At 55.3% G+C, this 18,924-nt stretch carries 18 protein-coding genes; 7 read left to right on the forward strand and 11 right to left on the reverse strand.

What is annotated here, in order from left to right; all coding sequences use genetic code 11:
- Window positions 1–27 precede the first annotated feature (27 nt).
- Window positions 28–369 (forward strand): iron-sulfur cluster insertion protein ErpA, encoded by a 342-nt coding sequence (gene erpA / locus Q0915_RS09130; RefSeq protein ID WP_299470590.1) that lies wholly within the window; start codon window positions 28–30, stop codon window positions 367–369.
- Window positions 370–429: 60 nt separating this feature from the next.
- Window positions 430–1,212, forward strand: coding sequence for an exodeoxyribonuclease III (xth, locus tag Q0915_RS09135; protein ID WP_299470592.1), 783 nt, complete (start codon window positions 430–432; stop codon window positions 1,210–1,212).
- Window positions 1,213–1,813: 601 nt separating this feature from the next.
- On the opposite strand, the gene Q0915_RS09140 is transcribed toward xth, so the two are convergent.
- Entirely contained in the window at window positions 1,814–2,620 is an 807-nt protein-coding gene (locus Q0915_RS09140) for a tetratricopeptide repeat protein (protein WP_299470593.1), read from the reverse strand.
- Between the two features lie 640 nt (window positions 2,621–3,260).
- Here Q0915_RS09140 and parE point away from each other — a divergent pair.
- The 3 genes from parE (at window position 3,261) to Q0915_RS09155 (ending at window position 8,288) form a co-directional block, all read left to right on the forward strand.
- On the forward strand, window positions 3,261–5,306 hold the full coding sequence (parE, locus tag Q0915_RS09145) for a DNA topoisomerase IV subunit B (protein WP_299470595.1): 2,046 nt from the start codon (window positions 3,261–3,263) through the stop codon (window positions 5,304–5,306).
- Window positions 5,307–5,661: 355 nt separating this feature from the next.
- Window positions 5,662–7,104 (forward strand): DEAD/DEAH box helicase, encoded by a 1,443-nt coding sequence (locus Q0915_RS09150; RefSeq protein ID WP_299470597.1) that lies wholly within the window; start codon window positions 5,662–5,664, stop codon window positions 7,102–7,104.
- Window positions 7,105–7,226: 122 nt separating this feature from the next.
- Window positions 7,227–8,288, forward strand: a complete 1,062-nt coding sequence (locus tag Q0915_RS09155) for a GGDEF domain-containing protein (protein WP_299470599.1) — start codon at window positions 7,227–7,229, stop codon at window positions 8,286–8,288.
- A 40-nt stretch (window positions 8,289–8,328) separates the two neighbouring features.
- Here the strand turns inward: Q0915_RS09155 and tenA are convergent, their stop codons facing one another.
- The 10 genes from tenA to Q0915_RS09205 all read right to left on the reverse strand — a co-directional run bounded on the left by tenA (window position 8,329) and on the right by Q0915_RS09205 (window position 17,437).
- Window positions 8,329–9,003: a thiaminase II gene (gene tenA / locus Q0915_RS09160; RefSeq protein ID WP_299470601.1), complete on the reverse strand. Its 675-nt coding sequence runs from the start codon at window positions 9,001–9,003 to the stop codon at window positions 8,329–8,331.
- A 31-nt stretch (window positions 9,004–9,034) separates the two neighbouring features.
- A complete protein-coding gene (gene sufA, locus Q0915_RS09165) occupies window positions 9,035–9,415 on the reverse strand; it encodes a Fe-S cluster assembly scaffold SufA (RefSeq protein WP_299470603.1) in 381 nt (126 codons plus the stop codon).
- Between the two features lie 73 nt (window positions 9,416–9,488).
- Window positions 9,489–9,884, reverse strand: coding sequence for an SUF system Fe-S cluster assembly protein (locus Q0915_RS09170; RefSeq protein WP_299470605.1), 396 nt, complete (start codon window positions 9,882–9,884; stop codon window positions 9,489–9,491).
- 13 nt (window positions 9,885–9,897) lie between these two features.
- On the reverse strand, window positions 9,898–11,154 hold the full coding sequence (locus tag Q0915_RS09175; protein WP_299470607.1) for a cysteine desulfurase: 1,257 nt from the start codon (window positions 11,152–11,154) through the stop codon (window positions 9,898–9,900).
- A 38-nt stretch (window positions 11,155–11,192) separates the two neighbouring features.
- Entirely contained in the window at window positions 11,193–12,512 is a 1,320-nt protein-coding gene (sufD, locus tag Q0915_RS09180) for a Fe-S cluster assembly protein SufD (protein ID WP_299470609.1), read from the reverse strand.
- 14 nt (window positions 12,513–12,526) lie between these two features.
- Entirely contained in the window at window positions 12,527–13,282 is a 756-nt protein-coding gene (gene sufC, locus Q0915_RS09185) for a Fe-S cluster assembly ATPase SufC (protein WP_299470611.1), read from the reverse strand.
- Entirely contained in the window at window positions 13,275–13,649 is a 375-nt protein-coding gene (locus Q0915_RS09190) for a hypothetical protein (RefSeq protein WP_299544261.1), read from the reverse strand. Before Q0915_RS09190 ends, sufC begins: the two co-directional genes overlap by 8 nt.
- A 244-nt stretch (window positions 13,650–13,893) precedes the next feature.
- Window positions 13,894–14,640 (reverse strand): hypothetical protein, encoded by a 747-nt coding sequence (locus Q0915_RS09195; protein WP_299470616.1) that lies wholly within the window; start codon window positions 14,638–14,640, stop codon window positions 13,894–13,896.
- 45 nt (window positions 14,641–14,685) lie between these two features.
- On the reverse strand, window positions 14,686–16,158 hold the full coding sequence (gene sufB / locus Q0915_RS09200; protein WP_299470618.1) for a Fe-S cluster assembly protein SufB: 1,473 nt from the start codon (window positions 16,156–16,158) through the stop codon (window positions 14,686–14,688).
- A gap of 109 nt (window positions 16,159–16,267) precedes the next feature.
- The gene (locus Q0915_RS09205; RefSeq protein WP_299470619.1) at window positions 16,268–17,437 is read right to left on the reverse strand and encodes a cysteine desulfurase family protein; all 1,170 of its coding nucleotides are present in this window, start codon (window positions 17,435–17,437) and stop codon (window positions 16,268–16,270) included.
- 298 nt (window positions 17,438–17,735) lie between these two features.
- Between Q0915_RS09205 and Q0915_RS09210 the strand changes: the two genes are divergently transcribed.
- The gene (locus tag Q0915_RS09210) at window positions 17,736–18,404 is read left to right on the forward strand and encodes an alpha/beta hydrolase (RefSeq protein WP_299470621.1); all 669 of its coding nucleotides are present in this window, start codon (window positions 17,736–17,738) and stop codon (window positions 18,402–18,404) included.
- 78 nt (window positions 18,405–18,482) lie between these two features.
- Entirely contained in the window at window positions 18,483–18,923 is a 441-nt protein-coding gene (locus Q0915_RS09215; RefSeq protein ID WP_299470623.1) for a GNAT family N-acetyltransferase, read from the forward strand.
- The last annotated feature ends 1 nt before the right edge of the window (window position 18,924 follow it).

An 18,924-nucleotide genomic window follows, 5' to 3' on the forward strand; every position in this document is an offset into this window, starting at 1 on the left:
AACAAGAGCACAGCGAGTCGGTGGAAAATGACCGAAACACTTGAAAATCGAGTAACAGTCAGCGAACGCGCTGCCAAGCGTATCGCAAAAATATTGTCCAATGAACCCTCCGGCAGCATGCTCCGTGTGAGCGTCGAAGGCGGCGGCTGTTCGGGATTGCAATACAAATATGACGTCGTCGACAGCACTGAAGATGACGATCTGGTCATCGAAAAAACGGGCGCGACCGTTCTGATCGATTCGATCTCGCTTCAGTATATGGGTGGGTCGGAGATTGATTTCGTAGATGACCTCATCGGGCAGTCCTTTCAGATAAACAATCCGAATGCGGTGGCCGGTTGTGGTTGCGGCACAAGTTTTACAATCTGAACGAAGACGCTTTCCCGGCCGCTTGTTCCGGCTGACACCGCACACAGGACATTCGGTCTGATGAAAATCGCTACGTGGAACATAAATGGTGTCAAGGCACGTATTGACACGGTATTGGAGTGGCTTCGCGAAACGTCTCCCGACGTTGCCTGCCTGCAGGAAATCAAGTCCGTCGACGAAAACTTCCCGCGCCAGCCCTTTGAAGATCTCGGCTACAATGTCGAAACACACGGCCAGAAGGGTTTCAACGGCGTTGCTCTGTTGTCCAAACAACCACTGGAGGATGTTCAACGGCGCCTTCCAGGTGATGACGCCGACGAGCAGGCCCGCTTTATCGATGCCGCCGTTTCCACCGAAAGAGGAGCGATCCGATTCGGCTGCCTTTATCTTCCAAACGGAAATCCGCTCGGCACCGAAAAGTACCCTTACAAACTGGCGTGGATGGAACGCCTGATTGTGCATGCAGAAACCCGGCTGCGCGAAGAAGGCGCCTACATGCTGCTCGGCGACTACAACGTCATTCCGGAGCCCATTGACGCGAAGAACCCTCAGAACTGGGGTGATGATGCCCTGTTCCAGCCCGAGAGCCGGCAACGCTTCCGGGCGCTTGAGTATCTTGGTTTCACGGAAGCGGTCAGATCGTGCACGGAAGCCGAAGAAACCTATACGTTCTGGGATTATCAGGCAGGTGCCTGGCAGAAGAACAACGGCATACGTATCGATCACATTCTGCTCTCACCGCAAGCAACGGATCTTTTGTCAGGTTGCGGGATCGACAAACATGTCCGCGGTTGGGAAAAGCCCTCTGATCACGTTCCCGTCTGGGTGCAGCTGGCGGCTTGACGCCCGAATTCCAAGCAGCCAGTAAGGCAGAAATAGCCTTGGGAGCTCCCTGGACCTTCAGCTGCATTCCAGACGTCACACTTGCAGAATGATGTTTGCATGCTACTCTTTTCGGTAATGGGATAACGGTTAGACATATTTCGCCCGCTCAGGCTCGCGGCGGGCATTTGCCAAATCCGGTGCATCATCGCAGCTTCGGATCGTCATGCTTCATCAAGATTTCCCGACTTTCCTCGATTGCCGCAGCTATTTCATTTTTCGCACTGACGACTCTTGCGCATGCTCAGAACATAAGCTGCACCTGCAGATACAAGGGTGAAGATTACGGGATAGGCGAGTCAATTTGCCTGAAAAGCCCGGACGGCATGCAGATGGCGACTTGTTCGATGGTGTTGAACAACACATCGTGGACGTTCAGCAATGCACCTTGCCCATACTCATCTCTTGATCTTGAAGGCCTGGTGCCCAACCAGACACCAGCTCGCGCGCCGGAGCTTCAAAAAGACGATCCAACGTCAAGCCCAGTGGAACACGGCTAGAGCCGGCCTGTTGATTGATCCAGTGATTTTGAGCATGTGCCGCTGATGCAGCGTGCAAGAACCTATTGGGTCTTGAGCTGTTGTGCGGTGAGCAGGTCCGAGCGGTTTTGTTCGATCCATCCGTCGGCGAGCACGCGCGCTTTTTCCCGAACAGTTTCCGGCGATACCGCAAAATACTGTTCGTGCATCGAATTGATCCAGACTGCTTCCGACCCGGTTGCCTGTTCTCTGGCAACTGTCATCCACATGAGACCGCGCGCCTTTTTCTTTTCGGACGTTCCGATCGTGTAAAGCGTCTCACCCAACCGCGCTTGTGCGCCGACATGCCCCTTGATGGCGGCAAGGTTGTACCAGCGAACCGCCATCCGGCTGTTGTTGTCCTGGTACATGCGACCCAGCTCGTATTGGGCTTCAGCGTCCCCGAAATAAGATGCTGCATGCGTGAAAATCTGCCGAGCGCGGGGCTCGTTTTTCGGAACCGATCCGTCAATGCCGTTCAGATAATAAGAGCCAAGCGCAACAAAAGCGCTCGAAACGAAGGGCGCGTCCGGTGCACTCGGGCTATCGTCGCCGTGTTCGCGCACGATCTGGCTGTAATACTGGAATGCCTTCAGATCGTCTTCCTGAACGCCGTCTCCCTTGGCATACATTTCGCCAAGTTTCCACGCGGCCATCGGCTGCCCGTTTTCGGCCGCATATTGAAGAGAATTCAACGCGCCGGCCTTGTCACCTGCATAATACTGGCGCGCGCCAGCGCGCAGCGCCTCCGTCGGGGAGAGGTCGTTAGGTCCGATCTGGACATTCGGGGTCGGCTGGCCGTCAAATGCAGCGGCAGAGACTGTAAGACCGAGGAACAATGCAATGGACACAGTTGCATGTTTTCCAAAGCCAACAAGCTTTGAAAGCGTCTCGTGCCTGCCAGTCACACAATTACTCACCGGGCGAATTCCACCGGCGGGCCGTTTGTCATTGACGGCTTTTATATTTGTTCGCGCCTCGCGCATTTTCTGTCTCTTCATACCGTCGGGCCACAACCGGACGGTTCTTTTTTGCGCGGCCCAAGTTGGCCAATCAATTCGGCCTAAGTTTGGCCATTCTGGGCCCAATTAAGACCATTTGCGGGTTTCTTCCTCTGCTGGCCATTCGCCGAACAATGCATACATAGAACGCCAAACAACCAAAGCTTAGCGTACGGTTGCTGCTCAAAAATGGCTGAACATGGGCAGCCTCGCCATTCAAGCCCTCCAGGCATGACTCTGTTGACGAGTGTTGCCGAATTGGCACAATTCTTGTGTTGCCCGTGCATCACCCCTTTGAAAAACATCAAAACACAAGCAAGTTGATGATCGGTTTCCGGGCCTGAAATTCTGCCGGTCTGTTGAAAACATGGGCAACGCGGCAAAATCCTTTGCCGTTCTTCATTTGTCCTTCAAACTTAGGTGTGATTCGGTGTAGACAGTGGCGCTGAATTTCAGCGAAACGAGCTTTAGACCCTTCAGGCGAGACGGAATGAGCGCAAAAGACGACCTATTTGCTGGCAACGCGGCGATTTCGACGCCGCTGAACGACGATGCGCCCAAAGCGTCCCGATCCAGAACGCGTCCCCCTACTCCGGTTGCCGTCACGGAAGATTATTCTGCCGCCGATATTGAGGTCCTTGAGGGTCTTGAACCTGTCCGGCGGCGGCCAGGAATGTATATCGGTGGAACCGACGAGAAAGCGCTCCATCACCTGTTTGCAGAAGTCATCGACAATTCGATGGACGAAGCTGTTGCCGGCCACGCAACCTGGATTGACGTGTCGCTCTCCACAGACGGGTACCTCACCATAGTCGACAACGGCCGCGGCATTCCGGTTGACCCTCACCCCAAGTTCAAGGACAAATCCGCTCTTGAGGTGATCATGACGACACTTCACGCAGGCGGCAAATTCGACAGCAAGGTATATGAGACGTCAGGCGGGTTGCACGGTGTCGGTGTTTCGGTCGTCAACGCGTTGTCGGAAGAACTTGTCGTCGAGGTCGCAAGAAGCCGAAAACTCTATCGGCAAACCTTTTGCCGGGGCCACCCGCAAGGGGCGCTTGAAATGGTCGGTGACACCCAAAATCGTCGCGGCACGCTTGTGCGTTTCAGACCCGATGAGGAAATCTTCGGCAAAGGTGCCAGGTTCCTGCCTGCCCGCCTGCTCAAGATGGCGCGCTCCAAAGCTTACCTCTTCGGAGGCGTCGAGATCCGTTGGCACTGTTCCGCCGACCTGATCACCGGAAAAGACGAAACGCCTACCGAGGCCGTGTTTCACTTTCCTGGCGGGCTGAAGGACTTTCTTGCCGAACGCCTCACTTCTGAACGGCGTGTCGTGGACGAGATATTCGCGGGCCGCACGGACAACGCCGGCAAGCACGGGTCTGTCGAATGGGCGGTCAATTGGTTTGCAGGGGACGGTTTTGTCAACTCCTACTGCAATACCGTTCCTACGCCTGAGGGCGGCACGCATGAGGCCGGATTCCGATATGCATTGCTGCGCGGGTTGAAAGCCTATGGTGAACTGACGAACAACAAGAAAGCCGGCATCATTACAGGCGATGACGTTATGACATCGGCTGGCGGAATGCTGTCCGTGTTCATTCGGGAACCCGAATTCGTCGGCCAGACCAAAGACAAGCTGGCGACAAATGAGGCGACCCGCATCACGGAGACCGCAGTACGCGATGCCTTTGATCATTGGCTGACAGCGTCACCGAACCAGGCGAACAAGCTGCTGGAGTGGGTGATAGACAGAGCCGACGAACGGCTCCGCAGGCGCCAGGAAAAAGACGTCGCGCGCAAATCGGCCGTCCGGAAACTTCGTCTCCCCGGTAAACTAGCGGATTGCTCGGCAAACCAGTCGGATGGAACCGAACTCTTCATCGTGGAAGGAGATTCCGCGGGTGGCTCGGCAAAACAGGCTCGCAATCGTTCAAATCAGGCTGTCCTTCCGCTCCGGGGAAAAATTCTGAACGTCGCAAACGCCGGCAGAGACAAGCTGGTTGCCAATCAGCAACTTGCAGACCTCATACAGGCCCTGGGCTGCGGCACGCGTTCGCAATATCGTGAGACAGATCTGCGCTACGAAAAGATCGTGATCATGACCGATGCCGATGTGGACGGCGCCCACATCGCGTCTCTTCTCATCACGTTCTTCTACCGCGAGATGCCGGAACTTATCCGTGGCGGCCATCTTTATCTCGCCGTTCCTCCGCTTTACCGGCTCAGCCAGGGCGGCAAAACGCTCTATGCGCGCGACGATCCCCACAAGGATGAATTGCTCGAGACGGTCTTCAAAGGAAAATCGAAAGTCGAAATCGGACGATTCAAGGGCCTTGGCGAAATGCTGCCGGCCCAATTGAAGGAAACGACAATGGACCCGGCCAAACGGTCGATGCTCAAGGTCGATGTGGATGAAGCGGAAATCGGAACAACCAACGACACCGTGGAACGCCTCATGGGCAACAAACCTGAAGCCCGGTTCCGGTTTATCCAGGAAAATGCCGAATTTGCGGACGACCTCGATATCTAAGGTTCGCCCGCCTTACGCTGCTGTTTGACAACGTGATGACTTGAGCACCCAAGTTCTTGTCTGAACAAGATCATGGCTTTTCAACGCACGCATGAGATCTTTTGTTTCCGAAGCGAACGATAACTTTACATAATATTGCGGCACGCACTGTGCATCAAAAGCAGAGGTTCTAGTGCTTTTGGCCCGCATTATTAACTGCGATCACAATTCCTTCCCGGAAATACTCGATTTTCCTGGAATTTTACCTCTTCGGCGCATTGACACCAGAACCTGTAACTGTAGTGTGCGCACAACGGCGCTGGCAGTTGGCCAAGTGCCGTATTGTTATTACCACAACATCCGGGCAAAACGCTCCATGTCATTTGATACTCTCGGTCTTAGCGAGAAGGTCCTCTCTGCAGTTGAGACAGCAGGTTATAAGGAACCCACAGCAATCCAGGCAGGAGCAATCCCGCAAGTACTGGAGCGCCGGGACATACTCGGGATCGCGCAGACCGGAACCGGGAAGACCGCCAGTTTCACCTTGCCGATGTTGACGCTTCTCGAAAAAGGGCGCGCCCGCGCGCGCATGCCGAGAACTCTCATCCTGGAGCCGACACGCGAGCTGGCGGCGCAGGTTGAGGAAAATTTCGAAAAATACGGCACGAACCACAAGCTGAACGTTGCTCTATTGATCGGCGGCGTATCGTTCGCGGAGCAGGACAAGAAGCTGGATCGTGGTACAGACGTGCTGATTGCCACCCCAGGACGGCTGCTGGATCATTTCGAACGGGGCAAACTCCTGCTCCAGGGCGTCGAAATCCTTGTCATTGACGAAGCTGACCGCATGCTGGACATGGGTTTCATTCCCGACATCGAACGGATCTGCAAACTTATCCCGTTCACGCGTCAGACTCTGTTCTTTTCCGCGACGATGCCGCCGGAAATTCAGCGCCTAACCGACACCTTCCTGCAAAATCCGGCGCGCATAGAGGTCGCACCTACTTCCTCCACTGCGGAAAACGTTGCTCAACGCCTGAAAGCTTCAGCTTCCAAGGATTACGATAAGCGCGCAGCCCTGCGTGAGCTTCTCGAAGGCGCTGAAGACCTGCAAAACGCGATCGTATTCTGCAACCGCAAGAGGGACGTCTCAACGCTGTTCCGCTCGCTCGAACGCCACGAATACAATGTCGGAACGCTTCATGGGGACATGGACCAGCGGACCCGCATGATGATGCTGGACAATTTCCGAAAAGGGAACATCAAGCTTCTCGTCGCAAGTGATGTAGCAGCACGCGGGCTGGACATTCCCGAAGTCAGCCACGTTTTCAACTACGACGTCCCAATCAACGCAGAAGACTACGTGCACCGTATTGGCCGGACTGGCCGGGCCGGTCGCAGCGGCACGGCCTACACGCTTGTCACAAGCGAAGACAAAAAGTATCTCGACGCGATTGAAGAGCTGATCAAGCAGTCGATCGACTGGCTGGGTGATCCGATAGACTTCGAGGCAGCGGCGAAGGAGCGTAAGGCCAGACGTAAATCGGGCAAGAACGCAAAGAATGAATCAAGCAACGACAACGACGCATCGCAGGCAAAAGCGCCACGCCAACGGCGTTCGCACTCCAAGCAGCGCGAGGCAGAACCTGATGTCAAACAGGAGCAGCAGGACGTGATCACCCCGGCATCTGTGTCAGAGATCCCGCAAAAATCCGCAAACAAGAAACCCAAAAGCGACAAGTTTGAACCGGCCTTCAGTCCGGGTGTCCACATTCCGGCGTTTCTGCTGCGCGAGCCGCGTCCGAAAAAAGCGTCGTAGCGTTATTTTTAATGAGGGATATCCCTTAAGCTTAACCGCTCGTTAAAACTTCCGTCCGAATTTGGAACCTGATCTTGCGGCCGTGTGGGGCGGATTCGCAGGGCTGAGTTGAGAGAAGTTTTATGTCGGATGAAGACGACCATAACCGGACCATCAAATATGGTGAGTCCGCTATCGGTTACATAAGGAAGAACACGCTTCCTGCTTATCCACGCTCCTATGAGCTCTGGTACACGTATTCTGCCGGATACAACCAGGGCTTAAATCGCGCAATCAACGACACCATCAAAAACAATGGCCGTATCAGCACCGACGAAATGCTGAACCTTTATGGACGTTTTCTCTCGCCGACGCGGCTTGGCGATCGGCTTGATGAAGTCGGGACAAGGGTTTCGAGGGAAGTAGAGGAGCTGATCGATTCGCTGAAACTGAGCGCGGATGCAACATCCGACTACGGCAATGCACTCGAGCAGGCCGGTGAAAAAATCAAAGAAGTCCAGGATCCCCAGAAACTCCATATCTACGTCACGCATCTGGTGAAGTCGACACAGAATGCCGTCGCCTCGAACAGGAAGCTTGAGAGCCAGCTTCTGGAATCAAAGAAGCATATTGAAAACCTTCAATCTTCTCTCGAGGCAATCAGGTATGAGTCACTGACGGACGAGCTGACCACGCTGAACAATCGCAAACACTTCGAGGTTTCGATTGAAAAGATCATCGACCAGTCGAAGGAGAGCGGCCGCAGCTTCGCGCTGCTGATGACCGATATCGATCATTTCAAGAAGTTCAACGACACCTACGGACATCAGACCGGCGATCAGGTTCTGCGCCTTGTCGCGCTTGCCGTTAAGCAGAACATCAAGACACAGGACATCGCCTGCCGGTATGGCGGTGAAGAATTCTCAATCATTCTGCCTCAATGCAATCTTGAAGAAGCGATCGAGATCGGTGAAAAAATTCGCTCGGCAGTTATGTCGAAAGAACTCGTCAAAAGGTCCACCGGAGAGAATCTTGGGCGCGTGACGATTTCAGTCGGCATTGCGATTTTCGAAAATATGGATACCGCCCATTCCGTCGTTTCACGTGCCGATGAAGCTCTTTATGCCGCCAAAAATGCCGGGCGCAATCTTGTCAAAACAGAAAGTGATCTGTCGGCAGCCAACGACGAAGAAAACGTCGCTTAGGCCAATTGCACCCGGTTTTTAGAACCGCACGTCGGCGCTCCTAGATCTCAGGCTTCTGTAATACGTTCAGCCCCATCTGCCAGAAATCACTTTCCAGCCGGCAGGCTTTCTCAAACAGAGACAGAACACGCGGATACCGATGGTCGGTCAGTACATTGGCCGCAGTGCCTTCAAACCAGGCTTCGAAGCCCTCTGCCAATTCCTGATACCCTTCGCTGGCATATTCCTGTATCCAGCGCTGATAGGGATTGTCCGGCTTGTCGCAGCCCATCGTGTGCAGGCGTTTGCCGATCTCGGCATAGCCGATGATACAAGGGGCAAGCGCGGCCTGCAGGTCCAGCAGATCACCTGCCATGCCCGCGTCGAGAACGAATCTCGTATAGGCCATTGTGGGTGTATCTTCAGGAGCCTGTTCGATATCTTGACGCTGCATCCCCCAGCGTTCGCATATCTCAATATGCAGCTCGAGTTCCACGTCCAGGATCGCCTTCACGCCTTCGAGCGAGTGGCGCATGTCGGCAACCGTCGGGCTCTTGTAGATGCCGAGCGCATAAGCTCGCGCAAACTGGATCAGGAACAGGTAGTCCTGCACCAGGTAGTGCTTGAAGCATTCTAGAGGGAGTTCTCCCTTGCCGAGTTGTTCGACAAAGTCGTGCTGGGTGTAGTCGGCCCATTGCTCTGCCGCATGGGTCTTGAGCCTCTCGAATAATCTCATGGAATGCTCTCTGGGAGAAAGATGGATCGCGTCAGTTGGCGTTCAATGCGCCGGTATCAACCGCCTGAAGCGAGACGGATTCGCCACAACCGCACGCTGACACTTCGTTCGGGTTCTTGAAAACAAATCCCGAGCGGAATTTCGTGACTTCGAAATCCATTTCTGTGCCGAGAAGAAACAGAATAGCTGAGGGATCGACAAAGAGTTTTGCGCCCTTGTCCTCGATCACATCGTCACCAGGCTTGGCATCTTCAACCAGATCCATGGTGTATTCCATGCCCGCGCAGCCGCCCTTCTTGATGCCGACACGCAAGCCAATGGCGTCCTTGTCGGCATTCTCGACAAGTTCCCTCACCCGCTCTGCAGCGGTATCGGTCATGCTCATGACCTTGAATTTTCCGGCAGCGGCCATTCGGTCCTCGTTCTGCTCCAGATCACCAAAACCTGATATAGGTGCTCAGCTTATCGGATAAAAGGTTTCGAACTCAATACCAGTTGAGCGCGACTTTCGCTTCGTCCGACATGCGATCAGGCGTCCAGGGCGGATCGAACACCATATCGACATTGACGGGCCCGACCCCTGCAACCGCAGACACCGCGTTCTCGACCCATCCCGGCATTTCACCCGCAACCGGACAACCTGGCGCTGTCAGGGTCATATCAATATTGATCGAGCGGTCGTCCTCGATATCGACCTTGTAGATCAAGCCTAACTCGTAGATATCACAAGGGATTTCAGGGTCGTAGACCGACTTCAGAGCGCCGACAATATCCGTCGTCAGGCGATCGAGTTCATCGCCGGGAATACCGGTTTTGGCCGAAACTTCCGCCTGCAGCTCAGCGCCGTCAGCAGCCGTATCGATTGTTGTCACGTTTTCCATCCTGGGTCCGTCCTTACCCGAAAAAACTCTGGGCCTTCAAAAGGGCTTCGTAAAGAGCGTCCACTTCATCACGCGTGTTGTAAAGCCCGAAGCTTGCACGACATGTAGACGTTACCCCGTATCTTGCCAAGAGCGGCTGCGCACAATGTGTCCCTGCCCTGACCGCGACCCCTGCTCGGTCAATGATCGTCGCGACATCGTGGGCGTGTGCACCTTCAATTTCAAATGAGACAATCGCCCCCTTGCCCGGCGCATCGCCGAATATCCTGAGTGAGTTGATTTCCCTCAGTTTCTGGTGGGCGTAGTCCTTCAAGTCCGCTTCGTGCCTTGCGATGTTTTCGCGCCCGATGGTGTCCATATAGTCGAGCGCCGCACCAAGACCAATAGCCTGAACGATCGGCGGCGTTCCGGCTTCAAACCGATGCGGCGGGTCGTTGTAGGTGATCACGTCTTCCGTGACGTCCAGGATCATCTCACCGCCGCCATTGAAGGGACGCAAGGCGTTGAGCCTTTCCGGTTTGCCCCAGAGCACACCGATGCCTGATGGCCCGTAGACCTTGTGGCCGGTGAAGACGTAGTAGTCGCAGCCGAGATCCTGAACGTCCACGGGCATGTGGACCGCTGCCTGGCTGCCGTCGACCAGAACCTGGATGCCCCGTTCGTGTGCGATCTCGCAGATTTCCTTGATCGGCACTACTGTCCCGAGCACGTTGGACATATGCGTGATCGCGACAAGCTTCGTTCGGTCGGTCAGCGTGTGCACGAACGCGTCGAGGTCGAAAGAGCCGTCTTCACGGACGTAGACCCACTTCAGGACCGAGCCATGCCGTTCACGATGAAAATGCCACGGGACGATATTGGAGTGGTGCTCCATGATCGAGAGCACGATTTCATCGCCTTCACCGAAATAGTCCGGTCCCAGCCCGTAAGAGACAAGGTTGATCGCCTCCGTTGTCGACTTGGTGAACACCACCTCATCAACCGATTTGGCGTTCAGGAACCGGCGGACCTTTTCGCGCGCCGCCTCGTAATTGTCCGTCGCAGTATTCGACAGGAAATGCAGACCTCGGTGAACGTTGGCATATTCTTCCGAATAGGCCTTCGTTACGGCGTCGATCACTGCGTTCGGCTTTTGTGCCGACGCGCCATTGTCAAGATAGACCAGAGGCTTGCCATAGACTTCCCGCGACAGGATCGGGAAATCGCGCCGAATGGCCTCGACATCGTAGCCTGAGATCTGAGGTGCTCGTTCTGCAGTCGCGACGGTCATGCGGCACTGCTCCTTGTTTCCATTTGCCCCAACGCCGACTAGTGCCCTGCCAACCAGTCGCGAACGCGTTCTTCAAGGCCTTCCGTTACATCGTCTTCGCCGTATTCCTCGATCGCTTCCGACAGGAACGCAAGAACAAGAAGGGTCTTTGCTTCCGCCTCAGGGATACCGCGCGCACGTAAATAGAACAGGAGATCCTCGTCAATCTGTCCGCTGGTCGCACCGTGCGCACAGATGACGTCGTCAGCAAAGATCTCAAGTTCCGGCTTATTCGCCATCTCAGCGTCTTCCGACAGGAGAAGCGCCTGCGTCATCATCTCGCCATCGGTCTTCTGCGCATGCTGGGCGACGTTGATTCGGCCCTGATAAATGCCCTTGGCGCGGCCATCGAGCACAGTCTTGAAGAACTCGCGGCTGTTACAATGCGGCACGGCGTGGTCAACGATCAGGGTCTGATCCGCAAGGTCGTCGCCGCCGGCCATGGTTACACCGTAAATCTTCGCCTCGGAGTTTTCTCCGGTGAAATTGACGAATTGCTGGTTTCTGGCAAATCGCGGGCCCGCCATGAAACCGAGGGATTTGAATTCAGCTTCCGCGCCAATCGTCGTAACCGACGTGAACAGCCGCGCCGCCTCATCCTTGCCCACGATCAGACGTGTCGCGGCCAGGTATGCCTTGTCGGCAACGTGGTAATCGAAAACGGAATTGATTTCGCCGCCGCCTGTTTCGCCAGTGAACGTCTCCAGGAGCCGCAGCCTTGCACCTGCGCCAACCCTCACTTGGTTCCGCGTGACCTGCGCCCCGGACGAGGTGGCAATGTGCACGAGTTCGACAGGTTTGGATACATCCGCGCCATCTGCAACTTCGAGAACAACGCCGCCCTGAACGAAGGCCGTATTGAGTGCAAGCACTCCGTCGCTCAGCCCAGACTTCGGTGCCGTCAAATATTGTGAGCCGTTCTCACCTTCGAGAACGTCATTCAGATCCTGGATCTTCACCCCTTCGGCAGCCAGAGCATCACTGTCAGAAAGTTCAGCGACATAAACACCGTTGGCGACGACAATCCTGTGCCGTTCCAGATCACCGTAGCTGTTTTGCTCGGCAAGGAGGTTCTTTGCGGCGACAAGGTCTGCTGCGGCCGACAACGGTGAGGCAGCCTTCAGGAAGGCACGCAGGTCTGTGTATTTATATTCCTCTACGCGGCGGTGCGGCAGGCCATGGTCACGGATCTGGTCGACGGCAGCTTCCCGGAGCGCTGTAACCGCGACCGACCCGGCAAAGGACGATTTGGCCTTGTCGTAACGGTCGAAGAGGTCGCTCTCGGCCTGAGTGTGTCTGATCGGCATGCTGGCGTTCATTTCGCGTTGCTCCCTCAAGCGGCCGTGTCAACGTAGTCGGCGTACCCGTTCTTCTCCAGCTCAAGCGCCAGATCCTTGTTGCCTGATTTCACGATTTTTCCCTTGGAGAGAACGTGAACGACATCCGGTACGATGTGATCGAGCAGACGCTGATAGTGCGTGATCACAACCATGGCGCGGTCGGGTGCGCGCAGCTTGTTGACACCTTCCGACACGACACGCAGGGCATCAATGTCGAGACCGGAGTCCGTTTCGTCCAAAACACACAGCTTTGGCTCCAGAAGCGACATCTGCAGAATTTCCGCACGTTTCTTCTCACCGCCGGAAAACCCGACATTCAAGGGGCGCTTCAGCATGTCCATGGAGACATTCAGGTGTGCTGCCGCGGCTTTCACGCGTCTCATGAAGTCAGGGATAGAAAGCGCATCCTCGCCTCGCGCCTTGCGCTGCGCGTTCATGGCGGTCTTCAGGAATTCCATGGTGGCGACGCCAGGGATCTCGATCGGATACTGGAACGCCAGGAACATGCCCGCTGCGGCGCGCTCGTCCGGATCCATCTCCAGCATGTTTTCGCCATTGAAGAGCACTTCACCCTCGGTGATTTCATAGTCGTCCTTGCCGGCCAGAACATAGGACAGGGTCGACTTGCCCGATCCGTTCGGACCCATGATGGCATGGACTTCACCTGCATTGACCGTCAGATCGACGCCACGCAGGATTTCTGTTTCGTCTTCCGCAATGCGGGCGTGAAGGTTTTTGATCTCAAGCATTATTTGCTTCCGTCTCGTTTTCAGTTTTGTCTCTTTCAATCGCCATTTGGCGAAGATCTTCAGCTCTTTTCTTGCGTATTTCGACGATGCGCCGAACCTTAGTGCCAACGTATCCAAAAGCTGCAATTGCCAATGGTGCCAGTGCGTACGGTGCCAAGCTCTGGTCAAAAATCAGCAATAACAACGACGCAAACGATAAAATACCGAAGAGCGTCCCGAAGAACAGTTCGGCGAGATATGCGCGCATATACCTGTGTTGCGCCTCTAACCCCTGAGCACAGTTCATGCGGGCTTTTGCCGCCGTAATTTGTGACCGTGCTATGCCTAGTTCCTGAAATTCCGCACCGCGACCCATCGCTGTTTTCAACCTCGCAATTGTGGCTTCCTAACACATCGGCGAACAGTCAAAGCTGTCTGATTCTAGTACTAACCAGCGACAAACTTCTGAGTGCCTTCGATTAGCCCCACGATCTTGCTCTTAAACTCTTCCAATTCCTCTGCGGGCACCCAGAGCTCCTCGTTCTGACGCCTGCCGACACTCATTCGGTAAAACCTTGACGCATCTCGGCCTTGTCTCTTCGCCTGATTGCTCAACCATTTTGCCACCCTGTTCAACGCATTGCCTTCAGGGCATCAAGGTCGGCACTGAAACCTGTGTTCAATGTGGGCGGGAAGTGCGAGAGAATTTCTTCCCGGTTCCTGAACAGGTCTATGCCGCCATCATTGAACATGACGCCATCCGGATACTCGGCGCGCCATGTTTCGACGATCCTCTGTTTTGTCGCCAGATATTGTGCCTGCGCTTCGGCTGAGCGAAACTTGACTCCACGAACAAGTGTGATGTGGAACGGGTTGCCATAGTCGCCGCACGGACAAGCCAGAACGTCGCTCAAGACACCGAACAAGGTGCCGATCACGCTGTCGGGCTCATAGACGCATAACAGTTCCAGTTCGCTCGATGGCGTCAGGTTGATTTTCTTCGGTTTCAACTTTATCGGCGCGAACCGGATCGCACCGAGAATGGCCTCCACCGTTTCAAATGAGATACCGCCTTCATCCGCATTGTCAGGTCCGAAGCGCCAGATTTCAGCGTGCGCCGTGTCCGGTCGCTTAAGCTTTGTGGTATCGCCGCCACCAATCAACCAACCGTCGTCACTGGTTTCGCAGATGTAGGTGTATTCGCGGTCTGTCATCAGATCGAGATCAATCGGACTGCCGGCACTTTGACGACAGTCTATCCCGATGTTTGCCAGGCGGTTCCGCTTGCACGCCGGATGTCCGTGTCCGGACGGCGTGGCATGATCGTAGCTCGCCATGAACGCTTCTGTGACCTTGGGAAAATCAGATGCGTCTGTCATTCGCGACCTCCATCAGAATTTCCTGCAACCTGCGACGCGGCATTGTTACCCTACGGATCCTTCGAGGCTTATCGAGATCAGCTTCTGGGCTTCAACCGCAAATTCCATCGGCAGCTGCTGGATGACGTCCTTCACGAAGCCATTGACGATCAGCGCGACCGCTTCTTCTTCCGACAAACCGCGCTGCAGGCAGTAGAACATCTGGTCGTCCGAGATTTTCGAAGTGGTGGCCTCGTGCTCGAACTGTGCCGATGCATTCTTGCTCTCGATATAAGGCACTGTATGTGCGCCGCAGTCCTGACCGATCAGAAGCGAGTCGCACTGCGTGAAATTTCTCGCGTTTGACGCCTTGCGGTGGGCCGAGACAAGGCCGCGGTAGGTGTTCTGGGACTTTCCGGCTGAGATACCTTTTGAGATGATCCGGCTCGATGAATTCTTGCCAAGGTGAATCATCTTGGTGCCGCTGTCGACCTGCTGGTAGCCATTGGAGACAGCGATGGAATAGAACTCGCCACGCGAATTTTCGCCACGCAGGATACAGGACGGGTATTTCCAGGTGATCGCGGAACCGGTTTCTACCTGCGTCCAGGAAATCTTGGAATTCTTGCCACGGCAGTCACCACGTTTGGTGACGAAGTTGTAGATGCCGCCCTTGCCGTTCTTGTCACCCGGGAACCAGTTCTGGACCGTCGAATACTTGATTTCCGCGTCATCAAGAGCAACGAGCTCAACAACGGCCGCATGCAACTGGTTTTCATCGCGCTGCGGCGCTGTACAGCCTTCCAGGTAGGACACGTAGGAACCTTTTTCGGCGATGATCAGCGTTCGCTCGAACTGTCCCGTGTTCTGCTCGTTGATGCGGAAATAGGTCGACAGTTCCATGGGGCAGCGGACGCCTTCCGGGACATAGACGAACGAACCATCCGAAAAGACTGCGGAGTTCAGCGTCGCATAAAAGTTGTCCGTCACCGGCACCACGGAACCGAGGTATTTGCGGACCAGTTCGGGGTATTCGCGCAAGGCTTCTGAAATCGAGCAGAAAATGACGCCAGCCTTTTTCAGCTCTTCCTTGAAGGTGGTCACGACGGAAACGGAATCGAAGACGGCATCGACCGCGACCCGGTTTTTGGGTTCAACCCCTGCCAGAATCTCCTGCTCTGCAAGCGGGATACCCAGTTTCGCGTAGGTTGCCAGCAGTTCCGGATCGACTTCGTCGAGGCTTTTCGGTCCCTCAACGGATTTCGGCGCGGCCCAGTAGTAAAGGTCGTCGAAATCAATCTTCGGGTAGGAAACACGAGCCCAGTTCGGCTCTTCCATCTGCTTGAACCGGCGAAGCGCATCAAGACGCCACTCCGTCATCCACTCCGGTTCGTTCTTTTTGGCGGACAGGAAACGGACCGTCTCTTCCGAAAGACCCTTAGCGCCTTTTTCCGACTCGATGTCGGTTACGAAGCCGTATTTATACTGGTCTACATCGATTGCTTTCACCCGATCGATGGTTTCCTGTACAGCTGGCATCACTTGCCTCCATTACGCGGGTGGTCTGCCCGCTCATTGAACATCCGGGTGCAGGGCCACTTGGCTCCTGCGCCATTACTCTGGCGGCTATCCGCCGAATTTTATCCGGTCATGCAGCCTTGTGGCGCGCGTCCGGGTTAAGCCGATCGACGATTCCTGGCCATACATCGAGAAAGCCCTCGATATCTGCTCTCGTCGTGTTCCAACCCATGCTGATACGAAGTGCACAGCGGGCGAAATCGTCTTCAACGCCCATTGCGGTCAAGACATGGGAAACGGAGACCTTTCCCGACGAGCATGCAGATCCTGACGAAACTGATACGCGTTCCAGATCCAAGGCGATCAATGCGGTTTCGGCCGAAATTCCAGGCACTGCGAAACAGCATGTATTTGCCAATCGCTCCCGCTTTTCACCAAAAACGACAGTCGTAGGGCAAATTGCCCGCAGACCTTTCTCCAACCGGGTCTTCAGTTCAGGCACATGGCGCAGGTTAGCCGTTTCTTCAAGGGCTGCGTCGGCAGCAACTCCAAAACCGGCAATCGCCGCGACATTTTCGGTTCCGCCGCGTCGCCAGCTCTCCTGTCCGCCACCCACCATCAATGCGGACGGTGTCTTTGCCGCAGAGCGAACAACCACGGACCCGATACCCTGCGGCCCGCCAAACTTGTGTGCGGAAATCGTAAGCGCGTCTGCTTGCCAGGCGTCCATGTCGATTTCTAGCCGTCCTGCAGCCTGAACCGCGTCGACATGGAAAAAGTGACCATGCTCCTGGGCGATGGCCCCGATTTCGGCGAGCGGTTGAATGACGCCGGTCTCATTGTTGGCTGCCATGACCGATATCAGGCTCGGCTCTTCATCACAGACACTGTCCCTTAGAACATCAATCCGGACGACGCCATCGCTATCAACCGGCACGACGAGCTGTTTGGAAACCGCGAACCGGCCACCTGTCACAACGGAAGGGTGTTCGATAGCGCTTCTGAAGAGCTTTTCGAGATAAACCGGTGCGCCTTGTGCCTGCCAGACCGGCGTCAACGCCATCATGTTGCCTTCGGTGCCGCCGGAGACAAACGTGACGGAGCGGCTCTGTACGCCGCACAGGCGGGCAACCTTTTCCCTTGCAGCTTCAATCCGGCCGCGTGCACGTCTTCCGTCCGAGTGCACGGAAGAGGCGTTTCCTGTGTCGTTCAGAACCTCGATCATGCTCTCGCGCACTGCCGGGCGCAAAGGCGCACCGGCATTGTAATCGAGATAGATTGGTTCGGATCGACGTGGCATGAGGCCGCAAATGCCCTATTAGGTGGTTCAAGCGCATCGAGATTCCGCTTAAACGCCAAACACATGTTCGAAAAACTTGAAATTTTTCGCTGTGATGACGATAACACCCCCCAACTGGTCGAACTGAGCGTTGCCGCAATCAAGGGGGTGGCGCGAACTTTCGAATAATTCTAAACAAGGTTCTAGAAACTAGGAGGCTAAGAGTCAAGTTTAGACTTACGGGAAACCACGTAGATAGAACCCAATTTCCAACGCTCCGATTCCCCGGCGCGACAAAATGACAAGGACATAGCGCTTCATGCCTGAGGTGATCTTCAACGGTCCCGCCGGCCGGCTCGAGGGCCGGTTCCATCCCGCCAAAAAACGCAACGCTCCCATTGCACTGGTTCTACACCTTCATCCGCAGTTTGGCGGCACGATGAACAACCAGATCGTCTACCAGATGTACTACATGTTCGCGAAACGCGGTTTTGCGGTCTTGCGCTTCAATTTCCGTGGCGTTGGCCGGTCGCAGGGAACATTTGATCACGGTCAGGGCGAATTGTCCGACGCGGCCGCGGCGCTGGACTGGGTCCAAACAGTGCACCCGGACGCGCGCGCGTGCTGGATTGGCGGCTTTTCATTCGGCGCCTGGATCGGCATGCAACTTCTGATGCGCCGTCCCGAAGTGGAAGGCTTTATCTCAGTCGCACCGCCTGCAAACCTGCACGACTTCTCGTTCCTCGCCCCCTGCCCGTCTTCAGGACTGATCGTTCATGGCGACAACGACAAGGTGGTCCCGCAAAAAGATGTCCAGACACTTGTCGACAAGTTGAAAACCCAAAAAGGCATCGTGATCGATCACGAGACCATTCCGGGTGCCAACCACTTTTTCGAAAATGACATGGATGAACTTTTGGAGCGATGTGGCACCTATGTCGATGGCCGACTCGGCCTGACACCGGACGACTATGTCAACATCGACTGACCGGATCCAATGGAGAGCCCGCCGATCAGGCGGGCTTTTTTGTCCTTGCCCGATGAGCTTCTAGTCCGGCCAGCCACAATGGAAGACCTTTCCGGTCTCCTGTCGCTTAATCACGACCTCAATCCGGATGACCTGACGGCCGATCCTGATCTCAGTGAAGAAACCTTCCAGCAGATGCTTGAGCACCCTGGACTGACGGTCTTGCTTGCTCTCCTGGAAACCGAACCCGTCGGTTCGGTGACTGTTTCGGTAATACCGAACCTGACCCGCGGATGCGCGTCTTATGCGCTGATCGAAAATGTCGTGACATTGTCCACGCACCGCGGCCGGGGCATCGGTGAAAGGATGATGAACGCGGCGATCGACATCTGCTGGGCGGCAGGATGCTTTAAGATCATGCTTTTGTCAGGTGAACGCAATGCCCGGGCGCATGCATTTTATGAACGGCTTGGTTTCGAGCGCAGCAAGACCGGGTTTGACCTCAGGCAACCAGGCTACGCCCCGCGCAAGATAACCTGAA

This window comes from uncultured Roseibium sp., from assembly GCF_947494555.1.
Taxonomy (GTDB): Bacteria; Pseudomonadota; Alphaproteobacteria; order Rhizobiales; family Stappiaceae; genus Roseibium.

What these genes read in the sequence shown, in the direction of transcription:
- tenA (WP_299470601.1), bottom strand. Translation starts at nt 9,003, where the DNA reads ATGAGATTATTCGAGAGGCTCAAGACCCATGCGGCAGAGCAATGGGCC.
- sufA (WP_299470603.1), bottom strand. Translation starts at nt 9,415, where the DNA reads ATGGCCGCTGCCGGAAAATTCAAGGTCATGAGCATGACCGATACCGCT.
- Q0915_RS09195 (WP_299470616.1), bottom strand. Translation starts at nt 14,640, where the DNA reads ATGACAGACGCATCTGATTTTCCCAAGGTCACAGAAGCGTTCATGGCG.
- xth (WP_299470592.1), top strand. Translation starts at nt 430, where the DNA reads ATGAAAATCGCTACGTGGAACATAAATGGTGTCAAGGCACGTATTGAC.
- Q0915_RS09155 (WP_299470599.1), top strand. Translation starts at nt 7,227, where the DNA reads ATGTCGGATGAAGACGACCATAACCGGACCATCAAATATGGTGAGTCC.
- sufB (WP_299470618.1), bottom strand. Translation starts at nt 16,158, where the DNA reads ATGCCAGCTGTACAGGAAACCATCGATCGGGTGAAAGCAATCGATGTA.
- Q0915_RS09215 (WP_299470623.1), top strand. Translation starts at nt 18,483, where the DNA reads ATGGAAGACCTTTCCGGTCTCCTGTCGCTTAATCACGACCTCAATCCG.
- Q0915_RS09205 (WP_299470619.1), bottom strand. Translation starts at nt 17,437, where the DNA reads ATGCCACGTCGATCCGAACCAATCTATCTCGATTACAATGCCGGTGCG.
- Q0915_RS09170 (WP_299470605.1), bottom strand. Translation starts at nt 9,884, where the DNA reads ATGGAAAACGTGACAACAATCGATACGGCTGCTGACGGCGCTGAGCTG.
- erpA (WP_299470590.1), top strand. Translation starts at nt 28, where the DNA reads ATGACCGAAACACTTGAAAATCGAGTAACAGTCAGCGAACGCGCTGCC.
- Q0915_RS09150 (WP_299470597.1), top strand. Translation starts at nt 5,662, where the DNA reads ATGTCATTTGATACTCTCGGTCTTAGCGAGAAGGTCCTCTCTGCAGTT.
- parE (WP_299470595.1), top strand. Translation starts at nt 3,261, where the DNA reads ATGAGCGCAAAAGACGACCTATTTGCTGGCAACGCGGCGATTTCGACG.
- sufC (WP_299470611.1), bottom strand. Translation starts at nt 13,282, where the DNA reads ATGCTTGAGATCAAAAACCTTCACGCCCGCATTGCGGAAGACGAAACA.
- sufD (WP_299470609.1), bottom strand. Translation starts at nt 12,512, where the DNA reads ATGAACGCCAGCATGCCGATCAGACACACTCAGGCCGAGAGCGACCTC.
- Q0915_RS09210 (WP_299470621.1), top strand. Translation starts at nt 17,736, where the DNA reads ATGCCTGAGGTGATCTTCAACGGTCCCGCCGGCCGGCTCGAGGGCCGG.
- Q0915_RS09175 (WP_299470607.1), bottom strand. Translation starts at nt 11,154, where the DNA reads ATGACCGTCGCGACTGCAGAACGAGCACCTCAGATCTCAGGCTACGAT.